The sequence below is a fragment of the Mycobacterium sp. IDUB_19 genome, assembly GCF_055419445.1.
Map to the genome: position 1 here is coordinate 204,793 of NZ_JBVAXR010000002.1, position 20,614 is coordinate 225,406.

A 20,614-nucleotide genomic window follows, 5' to 3' on the forward strand; every position below is an offset into this window, starting at 1 on the left:
CTCCACGCTCCATCTTGACCCATCCCGCGCTGTGCTTGTGCACAGCCTCCGGTTAATCCACAGCAGACGGTTGCGACGCCGTTGGTCGGGCCGCTGTGGCGGTCGGCGCACCTACCGTCGGCCCATGAGAACAGAACTTCCGGCCGAGCGACTGCATCGACGGCTCGGTGCCGACCCGGACATCGATTCGCACGCCGCGGAGCCCGACTCGGAGCCGGACCAGCCCGCACCGGATGAGGATCAGAATTCGCTGCTGCCGCGGTGGCTTCCCGACGCCGCCGGTAGGGAGGGCTGGGCGGCCCGGCTGCGTGCCGATCCGGGCCGCGCCGGTGCGATCGGCTTAGCGGTGGTGGCCGCGCTGGCCGTGCTGGTCACGATCTTCACGCTGATGCGCGACCGGTCCGCACCCGTGATGTCGGCCAAGCTGCCGCCGGTCGCGATGGCGTCCACGGCGAGCCCCCGATCCTCGGCCAGCCCGGGTGCCGATCAGCCGGCCGGTCCGGACCGGCCGGTGGTGGTCAGCGTGGTGGGCCTGGTGCCCAAGCCCGGCCTGGTCACGCTGACGCCCGGCGCGCGGATCGCCGACGCCCTGCAGGCCGCCGGGGGTGCGATGGCCGGCGCCGACACCACCGGACTGAACATGGCCCGCCCGCTCGGTGACGGCGAGCAGATCGTGGTCGGGCTGGCGCCCGTGTCGGGGCAGCCGACCGCGCTGGGCAGCTCCGTGACCACCGGCTCGACTCCGGGCCCCAAGACGCCGGCACCGGCGGGATCGGTCAAGGGAGCGATCCCGCCGAAGGCGGGCGATGCCGTCGACCTCAATACCGCGACCACCGAGCAGCTGGACGCCCTGCCCGGGGTCGGGCCGGTCACTGCCGCCGCGATCGTGGCGTGGCGGCAGGCGAACGGCAAGTTCACCAGCGTCGACCAGCTCGGCGATGTCGACGGCATCGGGCCGGCGCGGCTGGACAAGCTGCGCGCCCTGGTCCGTGTCTGACAGCGTCGCGCCACCGCGCGTCCTGTCGGCGCTCGCCCACATCGACGTGCGCCTGCTACCCGCCGCGCTCACCAGTTGGATCGTCACCGCCTCCGGCATCATCTGGCCGGTCGGACGAATGTTGGCCTCGTGCTGCGTCGCGCTGGTCGCCGTCGCCGGGGTGCTGACGTGCTACGCATCGCGCCGCGATGGCCGCAACCCGCGGCTGCGGGCCGTCGGCGCCGGCCTGGTGGCGGTCGGTGTGGTGGGCGCGGGGTTTGGTTTCGCGATCGCCCTGCGCGCCGACGCGGTGGTGCGCCACCCGATCACCGCGGCGTTCGGGACGGTTGCCCCGGTGACCGTGACGCCCAGCGAGAGCGCGCTGTCGCTGGGCTCCGGCCGGCTGATGTTTCGCGCCACCCTGCAGCGGCTGCGTGACGACGAAATATCGGGCCGGGTAACCGTTTTCGCGCGGGCATCGGACTTCGACGTAATGGTGGGCCAGCCGGTGCGGTTTTCGGCGCGGATCAACCCTCCCACTCGCCACGACCTGACGGTCGCGGTGCTCAACGCGGCGGGCCGGCCCGTCCTGGGCCGGGCTGGTGCGCTGCAGCGCGCCGCGCACGTGGTGCGCGGCCGGTTCGCCGCCACCGCGCGCGAGGTGTTGCCCTCCGCCCCGGCCGCGATGTTGCCGGCCCTGGTTCTCGGCGACACCTCGGCGGTCACCGCCGACACCGGCCGCGAATTCCGTTCGGCCGGAATGACACACCTGATGGCCGTATCGGGAGCCAACGTCACGATCGTGTGCGCGGCGGTGCTGTTCTCCGCCCGGCTGATCGGCCCGCGGGCGGCCGTGCTGCTCGCCGGCATGGCGCTGGTGGCGTTCGTGATCGTCGTCCAGCCGACGGCCAGTGTGTTGCGGGCGGCCGTGATGGGCGCCATCGCGCTGGCGGCCATGCTGACTTCGCGTCGACGGCAAGCGATTCCGGCGCTGTCGGCCGCGCTGCTGATATTGCTCGCCGTCGCTCCCCAGCTGGCCGTCGACGCCGGCTTTGCGCTGTCGGTCCTGGCGACGGGCGCGCTGGTGGTCATCGCGCCGGTCTGGTCGCGGCGCCTGGCCGCCAAGGGCTGCCCCAAGCTGCTGGCCGACGGCCTCGCGGTCGCGCTGGCCGCACAGGTGGTGACCGCGCCCCTGGTTGCCGGCATCTCGGGTCGGGTCAGCCTGGTGTCCGTGGCGGCCAATCTGGCCGCGGCGCCGGTGATCGCACCGATCACCGTGCTGGGCAGCGGAGCGGCCGTGATGTGTGTGCTCTGGCCGCCCGGTGCGCAGCTGCTGATGCGTTTCACCGGCCCGGAACTGTGGTGGGTGTCGAAGGTGGCCCACGTCGCCGCCGGTGTGCCCGCGGCGACCGTGCCGGTTCCCGACGGTCTGGCCGGTGTGCTGCTGGTCGGTTCCGCCACGGCGCTGCTGCTGGTGCTGGGCATGCTGCTGTGGCGCCGGTCCTGGTTTCGCGCGTCGACCCGCGCGGCCGGGGTGGTCTCGGTGGTGTGCGTGCTGGCCTGGTCGGCATCGGAGCTACTGGATCCCAGAGCTGATTGGTCGGCCCTTCGTGACACCATCGTGGGGTGAGTGAGGCTTCGCCGTTGCACCTGGTCCTGGGAGAAGAGGACCTGTTGGTCGAGCGGGCCGTGGCGGACGTCCTCCGGGCGGCACGCAAACGGGCCGGCACCGACGACGTCCCGGTGAATCGCATGCGGGCGGGCGACGTCGACACCTACGAGCTGGCCGAACTGCTGAGCCCGTCGCTGTTCGCCGACGAACGCATCGTCGTGCTGGAGGCCGCGGCCGAGGCGGGCAAGGACGCCGTCGCGATGATCGCTGCGGCCGCCGCCGACCTGCCGCCGGCCACGGTGCTGGTGGTGCTGCATTCAGGCGGCGGACGGGCCAAGGCGCTGGCCGACCAGTTGAAGTCGCTGGGCGCCGAGGTTCATCCCTGCGCCCGGATCACCAAGTTGAGCGAACGCATCGACTTCATCCGCAAGGAGTTTCGCGCGCTGCGGGTCAAGGTCGACGAGGACACGGTGACCGCCCTGCTGGACGCCGTCGGCTCCGACGCGCGCGAGCTGGCCTCGGCCTGTTCGCAACTGGTCGCCGACACCGGCGGTGCGGTCGACGAGGCCGCGGTGCGCCGCTATCACAGCGGCAAAGCCGAGGTGAAGGGCTTCGATATCGCGGACAAGGCCGTGGCCGGAGATGTCGCGGGAGCGGCCGAGGCGCTGCGGTGGGCGATGATGCGCGGCGAGCCGCTGGTGGTGCTGGCCGACGCGCTGGCCGAAGCGATCCACACCATCGGCCGCGTCGGTCCGCTCTCCGGCGACCCGTACCGCCTGGCCGGGCAGCTGGGGATGCCGCCGTGGCGGGTGCAGAAAGCTCAGAAGCAGGCCAGACGCTGGTCGCGTGACAGCGTGGCAACCGCGATGAAAGTGGTGGCGGAACTCAACGCCAATGTGAAAGGAGCCGCCGCAGACGCCGACTACGCACTGGAATCCGCCGTCAGAAAAGTGGCCGAGCTCGTCGCCGACCGGGGCCGATGACTTGGCCGGGGCTCAGATCTTGTTGAGGGACCGCGCCAGCGCCGACTTCTTGTTGGCGGCCTGGTTCTTGTGGATGACGCCCTTGGTGGCCGCCTTGTCCAGCTTGCGGTTGGTCGACACCAGCAATTCCGCGGCCTTTTCCTTGTCGCCGGCCTCAGCGGCCTCGCGGAACGCGCGCACGGCAGTGCGCAGCGAGGACTTCACCGACTTGTTGCGCAGTCGGGCGCGCTCGTTCGTCTTGATGCGCTTCTGCTGCGACTTGATGTTGGCCACGCGAAATGTTCCTTCGTCGATTCGGTATCTGCGGTCTTCGTTTCGGGGGGCGCCCCACACCCGATTGCGACTGCTCAGGTTAGCAGTCCGTTACGTTTTCTCCCAAAACGGGAACTCGTGGCCAGCCATAACGTCGATTTGAGGCAGCATCCTAAAAGTGAGTGTTCCGAACCAGGTTGAGACGGCCAGGCGCGGGTCGCGCGGCGCTGCGCGGGCCCTTGCGCGCTCCGAGCGTATCTTCGGCGGATACAACACGTCGGACGTGTACGCGCTGGCCTTCGATGAGATGTTCGACGCGCAGGGCAACGTCCGCGGCCCGTACAAGGGCATTTACGCCGAGCTTGCGCCGGCGGACGCCTCCGACCTGCGGGCCCGTGCCGAAGCGTTGGCCCGCGCGTTCATCGACCAGGGCATCACGTTCTCGCTATCGGGCCAGGAGCGGCCGTTTCCGCTGGACCTGGTGCCGCGGGTGATCTCGGCGGCCGAATGGAACCGGCTCGAGCGGGGCATCGTCCAACGTGTCAAAGCCCTCGAGATGTATCTCGACGACATCTACGGCGATCAGGAGATCCTGAACGACGGCGTCATCCCGCGTCGGCTGGTCACTTCCTGTGAGCACTTTCACCGCCAGGCCGTGGGCATCGTCCCGCCCAACGGCGTGCGCATCCACGTCGCCGGCATCGACCTGATCCGCGACGAGAAGGGCACCTGGCGGGTTCTCGAGGACAACCTGCGCTCGCCGTCGGGCGTGTCCTACGTCATGGAGAACCGGCGCACGATGGCGCGGGTCTTCCCGAATTTGTTCGCCACGCACCGGGTGCGTGCCGTCGACGACTACTCTTCGCATCTGCTGCGGGCGCTGCGCAATTCCGCGGCCACCAACGAGGCCGACCCGACGGTGGTGGTGTTGACCCCGGGCGTCTACAACTCGGCGTACTTTGAGCACTCGCTGCTCGCCCGGCAGATGGGCGTCGAACTGGTCGAGGGTCGTGACCTGTTCTGCCGCGACAACCAGGTCTACATGCGGACCACGGAGGGGGAGCGCCAGGTCGACGTCATCTACCGGCGCATCGACGACGTCTTCCTCGACCCGCTGCAGTTCCGCGCCGACTCGGTGCTGGGGGTGGCCGGTCTGGTCAACGCCGCGCGCGCCGGAAACGTCGTGATATCCAGCGCGATCGGCAACGGGGTCGGCGACGACAAGCTCGTCTACACCTACGTGCCGACCATGATCGAGTACTACCTGGGCGAGAAGCCGCTGCTGGCCAACGTGGAGACCTTCCGGTGCTGGCTGGACGACGAGCGCGACGAGGTGCTCGACCGGGTCGGCGAATTGGTCATCAAGCCGGTCGAGGGATCCGGCGGCTACGGCATTGTGTTCGGTCCCGAGGCATCCGAGAAAGAACTGGCGGCGATCAGCAAGAAAATTCGTGACGACCCTCGTGCGTGGATCGCCCAGCCGATGATGGAGCTGTCGACCGTGCCGACGCAGATCGGCAACACCCTGGCGCCGCGCTATGTCGACCTGCGGCCGTTCGCGGTCAACGACGGCGACGAGGTGTGGGTGCTGCCGGGCGGGTTGAGCCGGGTGGCCTTGGTCGAGGGCTCGCGGGTGGTCAACTCCAGCCAGGGCGGTGGTTCCAAGGACACCTGGGTGCTCGCACCGCGCGCGTCGACCGCCGACCGTGAACTGGGTGCCGCCGAAGTCGTTCGTTCTTTGCCGAAGTCCATGTCGGACCCGGAGGTCGATGACTCGCCAGGGTCGCCACGCCAACAGCCGTTGCAGACGGAGCAACCGCAGGAGAAGCCCCCGCAAAAGCAAAAGCAGAAGCAGAAGCAGCAACAACAGAAGGCGGTCCGCTGATGTTGGCCCGAAATGCCGAGGCGCTGTACTGGATTGGCCGTTATGTGGAGCGGGCAGACGATACCGCGCGGATTCTCGATGTGGCGCTGCACCAATTGCTGGAGGATTCCAGCGTCGATCCCGACCAGGCGTCGCGACTGCTGCTGCGGGTGCTCGGCATCGAGTCCCCGGATCACGCCATGGATGTCTGGTCGTTGACCGATCTGGTGGCCTACAGCACCGGCAACAAGGGCGGCTGCTCTATCGTCGACGCGATCACGGCGGCACGCGAAAACGCCAAGTCGGCCCGCGAAGTGACGTCCATCGAAATCTGGGAATGCCTCAACACCACCTACCACGCCCTGGCCGAACGCGAACGCGCCGCCAAACGCCTTGGGCCACACGAGTTTCTGTCCTTCATCGAGGGCAGGGCCGCGATGTTCGCCGGCCTGGCCGACTCGACGCTCTCGCGTGATGACGGGTACCGGTTCATGTTGTTGGGCCGCGCGATCGAGCGCGTAGATATGACGGTGCGGCTGTTGCTATCTCGGGTCGGGGACAGCGCGTCCTCGCCGGCCTGGGTGACGCTGCTGCGCTCGGCCGGTGCCCACGACACCTATCTGCGTACCTATCGCGGGGTGCTCGATGCCGGCCGGGTGGTCGAGTTCATGATGCTCGATCGGCTTTTCCCTCGATCGGTTTTCTACTCACTGAAGCTGGCCGAACACAGCATCGAAGAGTTGGTGCGCGACCCGACGAGCCGGGTGGGGGCCACCGCCGAAGCGCAGCGACTGCTGGGGCAGGCCCGCAGCGAATTGGAGTTCCTACCGCCGGGGGTATTGCTCGACACACTGGAGACCCGCCTGGCGGGCTTGCAGACCACCTGCAGCGATGTCGGAGACGCGTTGTCGCTGCAGTATTTCCATGTCACACCGTGGGTGGCGTGGTCGGATGCCGGTCATGGCGTTGGCATGGTCGCCCGGAATGGAGATACCTGATGTGGCGGCTGCGTGTCGTGCACACGACCGGGTTCGCCTACCAATCGGCGGTGACCGCCTCCTACAACGAGGCGCGGCTGACCCCGAGTTCTGACACCCGGCAAAACGTCATCCTCAACCGTGTCGAAACCATTCCGGCAACCCGGTCCTACCGTTACATCGACTATTGGGGCACCGCCGTCACGGCGTTCGACTTGCACGCGCCGCACAGCGATCTGACGGTGACGTCCTCGTCGGTCGTCGAGACCGAGCAGCCCGAACCGCCCGCGAAGGACGTCACCTGGAGCGACCTGCAGTCCGTGGCAGTGGTCGATCGGTTCGACGAATTGCTGCAGCCCACCGAGTACACCCCGGCGGCCAAGCGGCTGAGATCCGTCGGCAGGAAGATCGCCAAAAGCCTTGAGCCGCAGGAAGCCGTGGTCGCCGCAGCCAACTGGGTGCACGGCGAACTGAAATACCTCCCGGGGACCACCGGGGTGCGTTCGTCCGGGCTCGACGCCCTCAAGGCGGGCAAGGGTGTTTGTCAGGACTTTGTGCACCTGTCGCTGATGCTGTTGCGCGACATGGGTATTCCGGCCCGGTACGTGTCGGGCTACCTCCATCCGGTGCGGGACGCGGTCGTCGGGGAGACCGTGGAAGGCCGAAGTCACGCGTGGATTCAGGCCTGGACCGGTGGATGGTGGAACTACGACCCCACCAAGGACACCGAGATCACCGAGCAATACGTCAGCGTGGGCCTCGGCCGTGATTACACCGATGTGTCCCCGCTGAAGGGCATCTACTCGGGACAGGGCGCAACCGACCTCGACGTGGTCGTGGAGGTCACCCGGCTGGCCTAGCGGCACCAGCATCGCGGGCGAAAGGCTATGCCCGCGGCTGGACTTCGACCCGATGCAGGTCGTCGCCGAGCTCGATTCGCCCACCGAATTCCGAGGCGGCCAATGTCCGCCATTGTTCTTCTTGTCCGGGCACCAACGCCGGCACATAGTGCGTCATGACGAAAGTGCCGACGCCCGCGCGGGCCGCGGTCGCCGCCGCTTCTTCGACCGACGAGTGGTAGTCGCAGATGTCCTGCAGCCGCTGCTGCGGGATCTGCGTGACAATGTCCTTGCGAATCACGGTATGCACCAGGGCATCCGCCCCGGCCGCCAGCTCGTCCAGGCCGGCGCAGGGCACCGTGTCGCCGGCCAGCACCACCGAGGTGCCGTCGAACTCGATCCGGAACCCGATGGTCGGCGCCACCGGCCGGTGGTCGGTGGGGGCCACCCGAATCGAGACGCCGTCGCGGTCCCACACCGGACCCTCGGTGTATTCGTGCACCTCGATCGGCGGTGGCGTGTTCAGGTCGTCGTGATGGGCGATCCGGTAACTGATGTCGTGGCCGAACGCGTTCAGCATGGCCTCGACCGTCTCGGCGGTGCCGGGCGGCCCGATGATCGGGAACGGCGCGGGATCCGGCGTGAACGTGGTGATCCAGCGCGTGATGAGCAGGTCGCCGAGATCGCCGATGTGGTCGCTGTGCAAATGGGTGAGCAGCAGCGCCGACAACCCGGCTGCGCCCACGCCGACGGCCGCCGCGCGCTGCAGGACTCCACGCCCGCAATCCACCAGGAACACCTGCCCGCCGGCTCGCACCAGCGTCGCCGGTCCCGCGCGGTTTGGATCGGGAATGGGACTGCCGGTGCCCAGCAAGGTGATCTCGATCATGGCCCCAATCCTTCAAGAAGCGTCGGCGTGCTGTGGGCCATTCGGCCGATCCACGCGATCGGCCGTTGTCAGCAGCACGTTTCATGCCCGGTTTTCGCGTTGGCTTTCCCGCTACGCGAGTTAGCCGTAGCCTGGTGTGAAGCAGATCACAACCAGCTGGAGGCTTGATGCGGATAGCGGACGTCTTGCGTAACAAGGGTGCGGCGGTCACGACGATCAACCCCGAGGCCACGGTCCGGGAACTCCTCGCCGGCCTGGCCGAGCAAAACATCGGCGCCATGGTGGTGGTCGGTGACGAGGGAGTGGTCGGCATCGTGTCCGAGCGCGACGTCGTGCGTCAAATGCACGCGCATGGCCCCAGCGTGCTCACCCGCCCGATCTCCAAGATCATGACCGCGGCGGTTGCCACCTGCACGAAGTCCGACACCGTCGACGCCATCAGCGTGCTGATGACCAAAAACAGGGTGCGCCACGTCCCGGTGCTCGACGGCAAGAAGCTGATCGGCATCGTCAGCATCGGTGATGTGGTCAAGACGCGCATGGAAGAGCTCGAGGCCGAACAGCAGCAGCTGCAGTCCTACATCACGCAAGGCTGATCGCCCTTTTCGCCGAGCGTGCTCTCAGGGCGAAAAATCTGCCCATTTTCCGCCCAGAGAGCACGTTGGGTGCGATGAACTGACTAGCGCCAGGCGTACTCGGTGCGCAGGCGCGCGGCCACCATGTCGAAGATCTCGCGTTCCAGGATCGCGCCTTCGCGACGGATGCCCTCCTCGGGCACGTCGAGCACGCGGTCCAGGCGCACCCAGCTCTGCCTGCCCTCGTAATCCCAGTCGCCGGCGCCGATCCCGACCCAGTCCGGGTTGGAGGCGTAATGCTCCTGGCTGGACAGCATGAGTCCGAGCAGCACGCTGCGCTCGCGGCCCACGACGAGGACCGGGCGGTCCTTGCCGCGGGTGGGATCGTCCTCGTAGACCACCCACGTCCAGACGATCTCCCCGGGATCGGCCCGGCCGTCCAGGTCCGGGGCGTAAACCACCTTGCGGGCCCGCTGCGCGGTGGGGAAGCTGGCGTTGGTCACCGGCCGGCCCTCGGTGATCGACGTCGTCTGCGACTCGTCGCCGGACTCCCGGGCGTTCGCGGTGGTTTTCACGACTTGCTCGATTTCACGCATCACGGCCTGAGCGGTCTGCACGCTCTGGATGAATCGCGGAACCCCGTAGACGACCACGTTCTGGGCAAATCGCTGGAACGTCTTCCACTGCGATTTCCGGGCAGGGGCCATAGTCGCAGCATAGACGTCGGCGGGTGGGGGCGACTGTGTCCGAGTAGGTCCCGACCAGCCCGCATGGATACCCTGGACGTACCCGCGAACCGCCGGTCAAGCAGCATCAACAGCACCAGCCAGGAGATCCCCATCAGCAGTTTCGCCGACAAGACCTTCACCGCGCCGGCGCAGATCAGGAACTTCTGCATCATCGCTCATATCGACCACGGCAAGTCCACGCTGGCCGACCGGATGCTTCAGTTCACGGGCGTTGTCGCAGACCGCGACATGCGTGCTCAGTACCTCGACCGGATGGACATCGAGCGCGAGCGCGGCATCACCATCAAGGCGCAGAACGTGCGGTTGCCCTGGGAGGTCGCAGGAACCGAGTACGTACTGCACCTGATCGACACCCCCGGCCACGTCGACTTCACCTACGAGGTGTCCCGCGCGCTGGAGGCCTGCGAGGGGGCGGTGTTGCTGGTCGACGCCGCGCAGGGCATCGAGGCGCAGACGCTGGCCAACCTCTACCTGGCGCTCGATCGCGACCTGCACATCATCCCGGTGCTCAACAAGATCGACCTGCCCGCCGCCGACCCGGACCGCTACGCGGGTGAGATCGCGCACATCATCGGCTGCGAACCCGGCGACGTGCTCCGCGTGTCCGGCAAGACCGGGGAGGGCGTCGCCGACTTGCTCGACCACGTGGTGCGCGAGGTGCCGCCGCCGCAAGGCGACGCCGACGCGCCGACCCGCGCGATGATCTTCGACTCCGTCTACGACATCTACCGCGGCGTGGTGACCTATGTCCGGGTGATGGACGGCAAGATCGTCCCGCGTGAGCGCATCTTGATGATGTCCACCGGTGCGACGCACGAGCTGCTCGAGGTCGGCATCGTCTCGCCCGAACCCAAGCCCAGCATCGGCCTGGGTGTGGGCGAGGTCGGCTACCTGATCACCGGCGTCAAGGACGTCCGGCAATCCAAGGTCGGGGACACCGTGACGACGGCCCGCCACGGCGCCACCGAAGCGCTCACCGGCTATCGCGAACCCAGGCCGATGGTCTATTCGGGGCTGTATCCCGTCGACGGGTCCGACTACCCGGTGCTGCGCGACGCCCTGGACAGGCTGCAGCTCAACGATGCGGCCCTGACCTACGAGCCGGAGACGTCGGTGGCGCTGGGCTTCGGATTCCGCTGTGGGTTCCTGGGCCTGCTGCACATGGAGATCACCCGCGAGCGCCTGGAGCGCGAATTCGACCTGGACCTGATCTCGACGTCGCCCAACGTCGTCTACCGGGTGATCAAGGAAGATGACAGCGAGATCGTCGTGACCAACCCGTCGGACTGGCCAGAAGGCAAGGTGCGCACGGTCTACGAACCCGTTGTCAAGACCACCGTCATCGCGCCCAGCGAGTTCATCGGCACCATCATGGAGCTGTGCCAGTCGCGCCGCGGCGAGCTCGGCGGCATGGACTACCTGTCGCCGGAGCGGGTGGAGCTGCGTTACAGCATGCCGTTGGGGGAGATCATCTTTGACTTCTTCGACTCCCTGAAGTCGCGCACCCGCGGCTACGCCAGCCTCGACTACGAGGAGGCCGGCGAGCAGGAGGCCCAACTGGTCAAGGTCGATATCTTGTTGCAGGGCGAGGCCGTCGATGCGTTCAGCGCGATCGTGCACAAGGACGGTGCGGCGGCCTACGGGAACAAGATGACGACCAAGCTCAAGGAACTCATCCCGCGCCAGCAGTTCGAGGTGCCGATTCAGGCCGCCATCGGATCGAAAATCATTGCGCGCGAGAACATCCGCGCGATCCGCAAGGACGTTCTCTCCAAATGCTATGGGGGAGACATCACCCGTAAACGCAAACTTCTGGAAAAGCAGAAGGAAGGCAAGAAGCGGATGAAAACCATTGGACGCGTGGATGTTCCGCAAGAGGCCTTCGTCGCGGCGCTATCCACCGATGCCACGGGGGACAAGGGCAAGAAATAGCCATGGTCTGCGGGGGTGGCGGCCTAGCGCGAGTGCTTGGATTGTTGGCTATCGGCTTGCTGAGCGCCGGTTGTGTCGACACTGTCGTCGGCGTGCCGACGCGCGCCGTCCGCCCCGCTACGGGGGTGGCGCCACTAGAGCAGATCTTGCCGACCGACGAGGAGGTCAGGACCGCGGTCGGCAACGACCTGCCGCCGCATAGCAAACCTGAAACGGGCGGTATCGAGGTGCTGCCGAACGGGATTCGCGACGACAGCAGCGCCGCCCCCATTGAATGCATCGGTGCGACCGAACCATTGCTGCGGGTCGCTTACGAAAAGGGACCGGTACGTGCCGTGGCCAAGCAGACCTACTGGAATTACGACTTCGGCGTGGCGGTGTTCAGCGCACACGCGGGTGCGGTCCAGCTGGTGTCGTCGGCAGATGCGCAACGACTGTTCGCGTCCTTCGTATCGCAGTGGCAGAAGTGCGTGGGAACCACCGTCACGATGTTCACTCACGATTCCGAGAACACCGAGCTGTATTCGAAAGTCGCCGACGTGAAGGTCGACGGACCGATACTGTCGGCGACTCTGATCAGCTGGGACAACCACCACACCCCGCAAGCTCCCAACGAGCATGCCGTCGGAGTGGAGTCTGACGTCATCGTCGATGTTGAAGCCGCAGTTCAACCTGGCGTGGCGGCTGGAACCCGGGCAATCGATCTCGTCAAGGTCATGCTGCGGAAAGTGTCGAGCACCAACTGACGAGAGCCAGCCACCCCCGCGGTGCGCCGACGGCGCCGAGTGTGCGGTAGTGGCCGGAATTCGTCAAAATTCCCACCCTGCACGCACACTCGACGCCCAGGACACACACGCGATTGGCTCACATGGGTGCGTTGGCGGGCTGGAACATCCCGGAGCCGTCGGATTCCTCCTCGGCGCGGATCACGTGTACCACCGCGTTGATCAACGCCAGATGGGTGAACGCTTGCGGGAAGTTGCCCAGGTGCCGGCCGGTGCGTGGCTCGATCTCCTCGGCGTAGAGCTGCAGCGGGCTGGCGTAGGACAGCAGCCGCTCACACAGACGTTTGGCGCGGTGCACCTCACCGATCTCGACCAGCGCTGACACCAGCCAGAACGAGCAAATGGTGAACGTGCCTTCCTCGCCGGACAGCCCGTCGTCGGTCTGCTCGACCCGGTAGCGCAGCACCAGGCCTTCCTCGGTGAGTTCGTTGGCGATCGCCAGCACCGTGTTGCGCACCCGCGGATCGTCGGGCGGCAGGAATCGCGTCAGCACGATTAGCAGCAGCGAGGCGTCCAGCGCGTCGCTGCCGTAGCGCTGGGTGAACACGCCGCGGGAGTCCACGCCGTGCTTGAGGATGTCGGCCTTGATCTCCTCGGCGATCGCGCGCCACTGTTGGGCGTAGCTCTTCTCGCCCTGGCGTTCGGCGAGTTTGGACCCGCGGTCGAGAGCTACCCAGCACATCACCTTCGACGACGTGAAGTGCTGCGGCTCCCCGCGCACCTCCCAGATACCGCGATCGGGCTCGCGCCAGTGCGCGATCGCCTCTTCCACCTGCTTCTTCAGCACCGGCCACAACGTCTCCGGCACCTGCTCGCGTGACTTGGCATGCAGATAGAAGGAATCCAGTAGCGAGCCCCAAATATCGTGCTGAATCTGGTCGTAGGCACCGTTGCCGATGCGTACCGGGCGAGCACGGTCATAGCCGGAAAGATGGTTCAGTTCTTCTTCGACCAGGCTGCGTTCGCCGCCGACGCCGTACATCACCTGAAGCGGATGACGTTCGTTGTTGTTGGCGCCGGACACGTCGGCGATGAACGCGAAGAAGTCATCCGCCTCCCGATCCAGCCCCAGCGTGTACAGGCCCCACAACGCGAATGTCGAGTCCCGAATCCAGGCATAGCGGTAGTCCCAGTTGCGCTGGCCCTGCGGAGTTTCGGGCAGAGATGTGGTGCTGGCAGCCAGCAGCGCACCGGTGGGTGAATACGTCAGGCCCTTCAGGGTGAGCGCGCTGCGCTGCAGGAACTCACGCCACGGGTGGTCGGGGAAGTTGCCGATGTTGATCCACTGACGCCAGCACTCAGTGGTTTGCCACATCTTGTCCGCAGCCTCTTCAAAGGTCTGCGGCGCCGGGTGTTTGGTCCAGCTGAGCGCGACGAACACGTCGTCGCCTTCTTTCATCCGGGTGCGTGCCCGTGCCTCGCGGCCTTCCAGCCCGATGTTCAGGTTGGTGGTCAGGCGCAGTTGCGGATGGTCGTCTGGCTGCTTGCTGGCACTAGCGATCGCCTCGCTGTACGCATTGGCCGAGTACTCCCAGGTGGCGCCGATGCGGTGGTAATCGAATGCGGGTTCGCAGCTCATCATCAGCTCGACGGTGCCGCTGACGCAACGCACCGTGCGCAGCAGGATGTGCTCGGCATCCCAGTCCATCGGCGTGCGGCGATGTGTCTTGGAGCGACGCTCGATGTCATGCCACGGGCCCATCACCAGCGCGTCGCGCACGATCAGCCACCCGGTGTGGGTTTGCCAGGTGGTTTCCATGATCAGGCTGCCGGGCAGGTAGCGGCGGGCCGAGGGCACCGAGACGCCGTACGGGCCCAGCCGGAAGTGGCCGGCGCTGCGGTCCAGGATCGCGCCGAACGCGCTCGGTGAGTCCGGCCGCGGCACACACAGCCACTCGACCGAACCGGCGGGGGAGATCAGGCACGTCGTTTCCCAGTCGGACAGAAAGGCGTAATCGGCGATCGGCGGGAACGGGTTACGCAACGCCGAGCTGGAGGTGAACGGGGCCGCTGCACTGAAATCGAGCGGCGAGGCCAGGGGCGACTCCTGGGCCTGTTGAATCGGCTCCTCGGGGGCGGCGTCGGCGGGCTGGTCGGCGGGCTCGGCGTGCATGACCATCCCGACATCATCATCTGTCGACCCGTCCGGCGTCCATGCTTTCGCCGCACGGCGCGGCGACGGTGGGCGGATTACCCGTGCGGCCGGGCGAACTTCGGCGCGTGTTCGGGGAGCGGACCGATCGCCATCATGTAGCCGATCAGCCGCTGCAATGCCGGCGCTCGGCCGATGAGTCGCACCACCCTCGCAACCCCGCGGTCGCCGTCGTGGCGCTCCGGGCGATCGGGCGACTCCACGGCGACGGCAATGACCCGGGCATGGATGGCGCGTTGTATCGCCTGCAGCAGCGCCGTCGGCATCCATCGGCGCAGCTGGACCCGGGCCAGCTGCCGGGTGGATACCCGTCCGTGTTGCAGCGGGCCGGCCAGTAACCGCGCCGCCGCGACCGCGTCGGCCACGGCCAGGTTGATGCCGACGCCCCCGACCGGCGACATCGCGTGCGCCGCGTCTCCGATGCACAGCACACCGTCGGCGTACCAGCGGGAGAGCCGATCGAGTTGCACGTCAAGCAGTTTCACGTCGTCGAACGAGGACAACGTGTCGATCCGGTCGGCGAGCCAAGGGACCAGGCTCAGCAACACGCGGTGGAACGCCTGGATGCCTTCCGCGCGCACCTGCGCGTCGGCGCCCTTGGGAATGACGTAGGCGATCTGGTAGTAGTCGCCGCGGTCGATCATGATCGTCCCGTGTCCCGCCTGGAAGGTGGCTGCGAGTCCGGCCGGGTCACCGGGTTGGCGAGGCAAGCGGAACCACCACACATCCATTGGTGCACCGAAACTTCGGGGCGTCAGCCCGACCGCTGAGCGCACCGTCGAACTGCGGCCGTCGCAGGCCACTGTCAGCAAGGCGCGCATCTGCTTGGTTTCGCCGCTCTGATCGCGGTAGGTGACGCCGACGACGCGGTCGCCGTCGCGAACCACACCGGTCACCTCGGTGCTGCGCAGCAACTGGAAGGTGGGTTCCGACTCGGCGGCGCTGGCCAGCAGTTCCAGCAGATCCCACTGGGGCACCAGGGCGATGTGCTGATGCGCACCGGGCAGGTGGGTCAGATCGAAACTGACCGGTTGTCCATCCAGCTGCATCCGCATGGTGTCGATCAGACGATGCGGGATCTGGGCGAACCGCGATCCGAGACCGAGTTCGTCGAGCAGGCGTAAGGTGCTCGCGTGCACGGTGTCACCCCGGAAATCACGCAGGAAGTCGGCGTGTTTTTCCATCACCGTGACTTCAACGCCGCCGCGGGCTAGAAGCAGGCCAAGCACCATGCCGGCCGGACCACCGCCCGCGATGACACAGGTGGTTTCGTCGGATGCGTCAGGCACTCGCCGATCTTGGCACATTGGTGTTTGCAGTGCTCGGAAGAATAGTGTGAGCCCGGTGAACGGGTTCCTCAATTGGTGGGACGGAAATGAGCTCTGGATTTCCGGACTTCCCTTCGTGCTGCAGGCCATGGTGGTGATGCCCGTCGTGCTGGCGGTGGCCTACATCGCGGCGGTGTCGCTGGACACCGTGCTCAGCAAGGGCATCGAATTGCTGCGCCGCGGCCGCCAGATCGACGGAACGCCCAGGTAACCCTCATGCCTCGTTCCCACGTGACGTTGGTTCTCGTCACGCTCGTGGTGTTGGTGATCGTTGCGTGGCTGGTGACGCACTGAGGCGAGCGTGCTGACTTGGGCCGAGACCCGGCCCGGTGGCGGGCCCGCGAATTCCTGTTAGGCTTCGCGCCATGCACGTGACATCCGAAGCCCCGGAATGTGATGTCTTCGTGCACTGTTGTCGCTGACTACCACCCGCGCGCGGTTTGGTAGGGAATTCGCGAATTCTCCTTCTGTTCTATATGCCAGTCCGCAGCTACGGGAACAAGATCCGTAAGTCCCGCACTGGAAGGCCGCGAATGTTCAACGACATCGGCAGCGCAAGGCGCTGGCGACCTTTCGCTGCGCTCGTATTGATTTCGGTTGTCGTCGCGGCATGTAGCCCCGGGCCCAGCGACGCCGTGGGCGGCGGCGGCTTGGCCAACGCCCACACGACCATCACCCTGGTCGCCTATTCGGTCCCAGAACCCGGGTGGAGCAAGGTGATTCCCGCTTTCAATGCTTCCGAAGAAGGCAAGAGCGTACAGGTGATCACCTCGTATGGCGCCTCCGGCGACCAGTCCCGCGGAGTGGCCGACGGTAAGCCGGCCGACCTGGTCAACTTCTCGGTGGAGCCGGACATCACCCGATTGGTCAAGGCGGGCAAGGTTTCCAAGGACTGGAATACCGATGCCACCAAGGGCATCCCGTTCGGCTCGGTGGTGTCGTTGGTGGTGCGCAAGGGCAATCCGAAGAACATCAAAGATTGGGATGATTTACTGCGGCCCGGCGTGGAGGTCATCACACCCAGCCCGTTGAGTTCGGGCTCGGCGAAGTGGAACCTGCTGGCGCCGTACGCAGCCAAGAGCGACGGCGGCAGGAATAGCCAAGCGGGCATCGACTTCATCGGCAAGCTGGTACGCGAACACGTCAAACTGCGTCCCGGATCCGGACGGGAAGCCACCGATGTTTTCGTCCAAGGCAGCGGCGACGTGCTGATCAGCTATGAGAACGAGGCCATCGTCGCGGAGCGGGCGGGCAAACCGGTCGAACATGTCATCCCGACGCAGACCTTCAAAATCGAGAACCCGGTGGCGGTGGTGACAACCAGCCCGCACCTTGACGCCGCGACCGCGTTCAAGAACTTCCAATACACCGCCGCGGCGCAGAAGGTATGGGGGCAAGCCGGTTTCCGGCCGGTCGATCCCGCGGTCGCCGCCGAGTTCCGGGACCAGTTCCCACTCCCGGCGAAACTCTGGACGATCGCCGACCTGGGCGGCTGGGCCAACGTGGATCCGCAGCTTTTCGACAAGAGCAACGGCAGCATCACCAAGATCTATACGAAGGCCACCGGATGACGGCGGCGATCCGGGCCGAACTCGACGAGCCCGAAGGTGAAGGTCCGCACCGGCAGCCGAGCGGGCAGCCCCTCGTCCGGCCCGGCACCGCATCACTGCGTGTCGGGGTGGCGACGGTATGGCTCTCGGTGATCGTTCTGCTCCCGTTGGCCGCCATCGCCTGGCAGGCCGCCGGTGGGGGCTGGCACGCCTTCTGGCTGGCGGTCACCTCGAACGCGGCAGTGGAATCGTTCCGGGTCACGCTGACCATCAGCCTTGGGGTCACAGTGGTCAACACCGTGTTCGGTCTGCTGATCGCCTGGATTCTGGTGCGCGACGACTTCATCGGTAGAAGACTGGTCGATACGGTCATCGACCTGCCGTTCGCGCTTCCCACGATTGTCGCCAGCCTGGTGATGTTGGCCCTATACGGAAACAACAGCCCGGTGGGCTTGCACCTGCAGCACACCGCGTGGGGTGTGGCAGTCGCGCTGGCATTCGTCACGTTGCCGTTTGTGGTCCGCGCGGTTCAGCCGGTGCTGCTGGAAATCGACCGCGAGACCGAAGAGGCGGCGGCATCGCTGGGCGCGAGTGGCCCGAAGATCTTCACCTCGGTCATCCTGCCGTCGCTGCTGCCGTCGTTGTTATCCGGTGCGGGCCTGGCGTTTTCGCGGGCCATCGGCGAGTTCGGTTCGGTGGTACTGATCGGTGGGGCGGTGCCCGGCAAGACCGAAGTCTCGTCGCAGTGGATCCGCACTTTGATCGAGAACGACGACCGTACCGGCGCCGCGGCGATATCCATTGTGTTGTTGCTGATTTCATTCGTCCTGCTGTTCATTTTGCGGATTGTGGGCGTCCGGGCTGCGCGACGGGAGGGGGGGTCGTGACGTCGTCGCGGTGGGTTCGTTACCTCACTCGCTATGTCGGACTCGCGTACATCTTTGTGCTGTTGATCGTTCCGGTGTCCCTGATCCTGTGGCGGACTTTCGAGCCGGGATTGGGCCAGTTCTATGACTGGGTGAGCACCCCGGCGGCCCAATCGGCACTGGACTTGTCGCTGCTGGTGGTGGCCATCGTGGTGCCACTCAACGTGGTCTTCGGTATTCCCACGGCATTGGTGCTGGCGCGCAACAAGTTCCGGGGCAAGGGTGTGCTTCAGGCGGTCATCGACCTGCCGTTCGCTGTGTCGCCGGTAATCGTGGGTGTTGCCCTGATCCTGTTGTGGGGATCGGCGGGTGCGTTCGGATTCGTCGAGAGAGACCTCGGGCTGAAGATCATCTTTGGCCTACCGGGCATAGTCCTCGCCAGTATTTTCGTCACGCTGCCCTTCGTGGTCCGTGAGGTCGAGCCGGTGCTACACGAGTTGGGAACGGACCAAGAGCAGGCGGCCGCGACACTGGGTTCCAGTTGGTGGCAGACGTTTTGGCGGATCACGCTGCCGTCCATTCGGTGGGGCCTGACCTACGGCATCATGCTGACCATCGCGCGCACTCTGGGCGAATACGGAGCGGTCATCATCGTGTCGTCCAATCTCCCCGGGACATCGCAGACACTGACGCTATTGGTCTCGGATCGCTATAACCGGGGCGCCGAGTACGGCGCCTACGCACTATCCACGCTGCTGATGGGAGTCGCCGTGGCGGTTCTGATCGTCCAGGTGATCCTCGACATTCGCCGAGCACGGGCGAACAAGGTTGCTTGACAAGGAGACACGGATATGACCGCCATCAAGACAGACAACGCGATCATCGTGCGCGACGCCAACAAGCGCTATGGCGACTTCGTCGCACTGGAGAATGTCGACTTCGTGGTCCCCACCGGATCGCTGACGGCTTTGCTGGGGCCCAGCGGTTCGGGGAAGTCGACCCTGTTGCGTACCATCGCCGGTCTCGACCAGCCGGACACCGGGACCGTGACGATCAATGGTCTTGACGTGACCCGGGTGCCGCCGCAGCGGCGCGGCATCGGATTCGTGTTCCAGCATTACGCCGCGTTCAAGCACATGACAGTCCGCGACAACGTCGCCTATGGGCTCAAGATCCGCAAGCGACCCAAGGCCGAGGTCAAGGAAAAGGTCGACAACCTGCTGGAGGTCGTGGGCCTCAGCGGATTTCAGGGGCGGTACCCCAACCAGCTCTCCGGTGGTCAACGACAGCGCATGGCGCTGGCACGTGCGCTGGCCGTCGACCCGCAGGTGCTGCTGCTCGACGAGCCGTTCGGCGCGCTGGACGCCAAGGTGCGCGAGGATCTGCGGGCCTGGTTACGGCGCCTGCATGACGAGGTCCACGTCACCACGGTGCTGGTCACCCACGATCAGTCCGAGGCGCTGGACGTCGCAGATCGGATAGCGGTGCTCAACAAGGGCCGCATCGAGCAGGTCGGCTCTCCGACCGAAGTCTACGACGCTCCGGCGAACGCGTTCGTGATGTCCTTCCTGGGCGCGGTCTCGACACTGAACGGCAGTTTGGTTCGCCCGCATGACATTCGGGTCGGCCGCAATCCCGAGATGGCGATCTCCGGCGGTGACGGCACCGCCGAGTCCATCGGGGTGGTGCGCGCTACCGTCGAGCGAGTGGTGGCACTGGGTTTCGAGGTGCGCGTCGAGTTGACCAGCGCGGCCACCGGCGGCAGTTTCACCGCCCAGATCACCCGAGGCGACGCCGAGGCGCTGGCCCTGAAGGACGGGGACACCGTCTACGTGCGGGCCACCCGGGTGCCGCCGATCATCGCGGATGCTCTGTCGTCCGGTGAAGATCAGAGCACGCTGACGTCGGCGTGATCGATGGTCATGGCCGCGCCGACCAGTAGGGCGGCTGCAGTGTCAGCCGCTCGAGGTACGTGGCCACCGTCTCCTCGTCAGATTCGGCGGTGTCATCACCGTGGGCGAGTGGGCACCATCGTGGATCGGCTTCGATAATCCACACCGCTTCGAGCTCCACGTCGGGCACCGGGGCGCCCGGCGCCGGCGAAATCAGGTCTGCGGCGAATCCTTCTGCGCCGGGCCAGGTCAGGCCGTCGCTGTAAATGACTTCGTTGTTCTGGTTTTGGGCGACCACATGAAAGTGGGGAAGGCCGGCCAGGTGCTCGGCAAGCCGGCGCGCGTCGTGATCGCCCATTGCGCCATGTTAGTGCTGCAAGCGCTTTGACGTCA

General features: G+C 66.3%; 19 protein-coding genes and 1 pseudogene. 14 read left to right on the plus strand and 6 right to left on the minus strand.

Annotated elements, in window-relative coordinates; all coding sequences use genetic code 11:
- The first annotated feature begins 124 nt into the window (after positions 1–124).
- The 3 genes from ACZY0B_RS03350 to holA are packed head-to-tail and all read left to right on the plus strand — an operon-like array spanning position 125 to position 3,571.
- Entirely contained in the window at positions 125–997 is an 873-nt protein-coding gene (locus tag ACZY0B_RS03350) for a ComEA family DNA-binding protein (RefSeq protein ID WP_463762560.1), read from the plus strand.
- A 46-nt stretch (positions 998–1,043) separates the two neighbouring features.
- Positions 1,044–2,606 carry a ComEC/Rec2 family competence protein gene (locus tag ACZY0B_RS03355; RefSeq protein WP_463762642.1) on the plus strand — a complete coding sequence of 521 codons (1,563 nt, stop codon included), beginning with the start codon at positions 1,044–1,046 and terminating at the stop codon, positions 2,604–2,606.
- 14 nt (positions 2,607–2,620) lie between these two features.
- Positions 2,621–3,571: a DNA polymerase III subunit delta gene (gene holA, locus ACZY0B_RS03360; RefSeq protein WP_463762643.1), complete on the plus strand. Its 951-nt coding sequence runs from the start codon at positions 2,621–2,623 to the stop codon at positions 3,569–3,571.
- A 12-nt stretch (positions 3,572–3,583) separates the two neighbouring features.
- Here holA and rpsT read toward each other — a convergent pair whose 3' ends face one another.
- On the minus strand, positions 3,584–3,844 hold the full coding sequence (rpsT, locus tag ACZY0B_RS03365) for a 30S ribosomal protein S20 (RefSeq protein WP_463762561.1): 261 nt from the start codon (positions 3,842–3,844) through the stop codon (positions 3,584–3,586).
- 148 nt (positions 3,845–3,992) lie between these two features.
- On the opposite strand from rpsT, the gene ACZY0B_RS03370 reads away from it, so the two are divergent.
- From ACZY0B_RS03370 to ACZY0B_RS03380, 3 genes are read left to right on the plus strand one after another with little or no spacing between them, the layout of a single operon-like run.
- Complete coding sequence (locus ACZY0B_RS03370; protein ID WP_463762644.1) at positions 3,993–5,708, plus strand: circularly permuted type 2 ATP-grasp protein; 1,716 nt, start codon at positions 3,993–3,995, stop codon at positions 5,706–5,708.
- Positions 5,708–6,685: an alpha-E domain-containing protein gene (locus ACZY0B_RS03375; protein ID WP_463762562.1), complete on the plus strand. Its 978-nt coding sequence runs from the start codon at positions 5,708–5,710 to the stop codon at positions 6,683–6,685. The genes ACZY0B_RS03370 and ACZY0B_RS03375 overlap by 1 nt, the downstream gene beginning before the upstream one ends.
- A complete protein-coding gene (locus ACZY0B_RS03380) occupies positions 6,685–7,524 on the plus strand; it encodes a transglutaminase family protein (RefSeq protein ID WP_463762563.1) in 840 nt (279 codons plus the stop codon). Before ACZY0B_RS03375 ends, ACZY0B_RS03380 begins: the two co-directional genes overlap by 1 nt.
- Before the next feature lie 25 nt (positions 7,525–7,549).
- On the opposite strand, the gene ACZY0B_RS03385 is transcribed toward ACZY0B_RS03380, so the two are convergent.
- A complete protein-coding gene (locus tag ACZY0B_RS03385; protein WP_463762564.1) occupies positions 7,550–8,392 on the minus strand; it encodes a ribonuclease Z in 843 nt (280 codons plus the stop codon).
- A 167-nt stretch (positions 8,393–8,559) separates the two neighbouring features.
- Here ACZY0B_RS03385 and ACZY0B_RS03390 point away from each other — a divergent pair, with 167 nt between their 5' ends.
- Positions 8,560–8,988, plus strand: a complete 429-nt coding sequence (locus ACZY0B_RS03390) for a CBS domain-containing protein (RefSeq protein WP_108925436.1) — start codon at positions 8,560–8,562, stop codon at positions 8,986–8,988.
- 83 nt (positions 8,989–9,071) lie between these two features.
- On the opposite strand, the gene ACZY0B_RS03395 is transcribed toward ACZY0B_RS03390, so the two are convergent.
- Positions 9,072–9,674, minus strand: a complete 603-nt coding sequence (locus ACZY0B_RS03395; RefSeq protein ID WP_463762565.1) for a type II toxin-antitoxin system PemK/MazF family toxin — start codon at positions 9,672–9,674, stop codon at positions 9,072–9,074.
- Positions 9,675–9,737: 63 nt separating this feature from the next.
- On the opposite strand from ACZY0B_RS03395, the gene lepA reads away from it, so the two are divergent.
- A complete protein-coding gene (lepA, locus tag ACZY0B_RS03400; RefSeq protein ID WP_463762566.1) occupies positions 9,738–11,648 on the plus strand; it encodes a translation elongation factor 4 in 1,911 nt (636 codons plus the stop codon).
- A 92-nt stretch (positions 11,649–11,740) separates the two neighbouring features.
- Complete coding sequence (locus ACZY0B_RS03405; protein ID WP_463762567.1) at positions 11,741–12,394, plus strand: sensor domain-containing protein; 654 nt, start codon at positions 11,741–11,743, stop codon at positions 12,392–12,394.
- A gap of 118 nt (positions 12,395–12,512) precedes the next feature.
- On the opposite strand, the pseudogene ACZY0B_RS03410 reads toward ACZY0B_RS03405, so the two are convergent.
- Positions 12,513–14,429, minus strand: a pseudogene (locus ACZY0B_RS03410) (glycoside hydrolase family 15 protein); the annotation flags it as partial.
- Positions 14,430–14,623: 194 nt separating this feature from the next.
- Positions 14,624–15,892: an FAD-dependent oxidoreductase gene (locus ACZY0B_RS03415; protein WP_463762569.1), complete on the minus strand. Its 1,269-nt coding sequence runs from the start codon at positions 15,890–15,892 to the stop codon at positions 14,624–14,626.
- A 28-nt stretch (positions 15,893–15,920) separates the two neighbouring features.
- Between ACZY0B_RS03415 and ACZY0B_RS03420 the strand changes: the two genes are divergently transcribed.
- The 5 genes from ACZY0B_RS03420 to ACZY0B_RS03440 all read left to right on the plus strand — a co-directional run bounded on the left by ACZY0B_RS03420 (position 15,921) and on the right by ACZY0B_RS03440 (position 20,242).
- Positions 15,921–16,124 carry a hypothetical protein gene (locus ACZY0B_RS03420; protein WP_463762571.1) on the plus strand — a complete coding sequence of 68 codons (204 nt, stop codon included), beginning with the start codon at positions 15,921–15,923 and terminating at the stop codon, positions 16,122–16,124.
- Between the two features lie 322 nt (positions 16,125–16,446).
- Positions 16,447–17,484 (plus strand): sulfate ABC transporter substrate-binding protein, encoded by a 1,038-nt coding sequence (locus tag ACZY0B_RS03425; protein ID WP_463762573.1) that lies wholly within the window; start codon positions 16,447–16,449, stop codon positions 17,482–17,484.
- Complete coding sequence (cysT, locus tag ACZY0B_RS03430; protein WP_463762574.1) at positions 17,481–18,350, plus strand: sulfate ABC transporter permease subunit CysT; 870 nt, start codon at positions 17,481–17,483, stop codon at positions 18,348–18,350. Before ACZY0B_RS03425 ends, cysT begins: the two co-directional genes overlap by 4 nt.
- The gene (gene cysW / locus ACZY0B_RS03435; protein WP_463762575.1) at positions 18,347–19,165 is read left to right on the plus strand and encodes a sulfate ABC transporter permease subunit CysW; all 819 of its coding nucleotides are present in this window, start codon (positions 18,347–18,349) and stop codon (positions 19,163–19,165) included. The genes cysT and cysW overlap by 4 nt, the downstream gene beginning before the upstream one ends.
- Positions 19,166–19,180: 15 nt before the next feature.
- The gene (locus tag ACZY0B_RS03440) at positions 19,181–20,242 is read left to right on the plus strand and encodes a sulfate/molybdate ABC transporter ATP-binding protein (protein WP_463762576.1); all 1,062 of its coding nucleotides are present in this window, start codon (positions 19,181–19,183) and stop codon (positions 20,240–20,242) included.
- 7 nt (positions 20,243–20,249) lie between these two features.
- On the opposite strand, the gene ACZY0B_RS03445 is transcribed toward ACZY0B_RS03440, so the two are convergent.
- On the minus strand, positions 20,250–20,579 hold the full coding sequence (locus ACZY0B_RS03445) for a hypothetical protein (protein WP_463762577.1): 330 nt from the start codon (positions 20,577–20,579) through the stop codon (positions 20,250–20,252).
- Positions 20,580–20,614 lie beyond the last annotated feature (35 nt).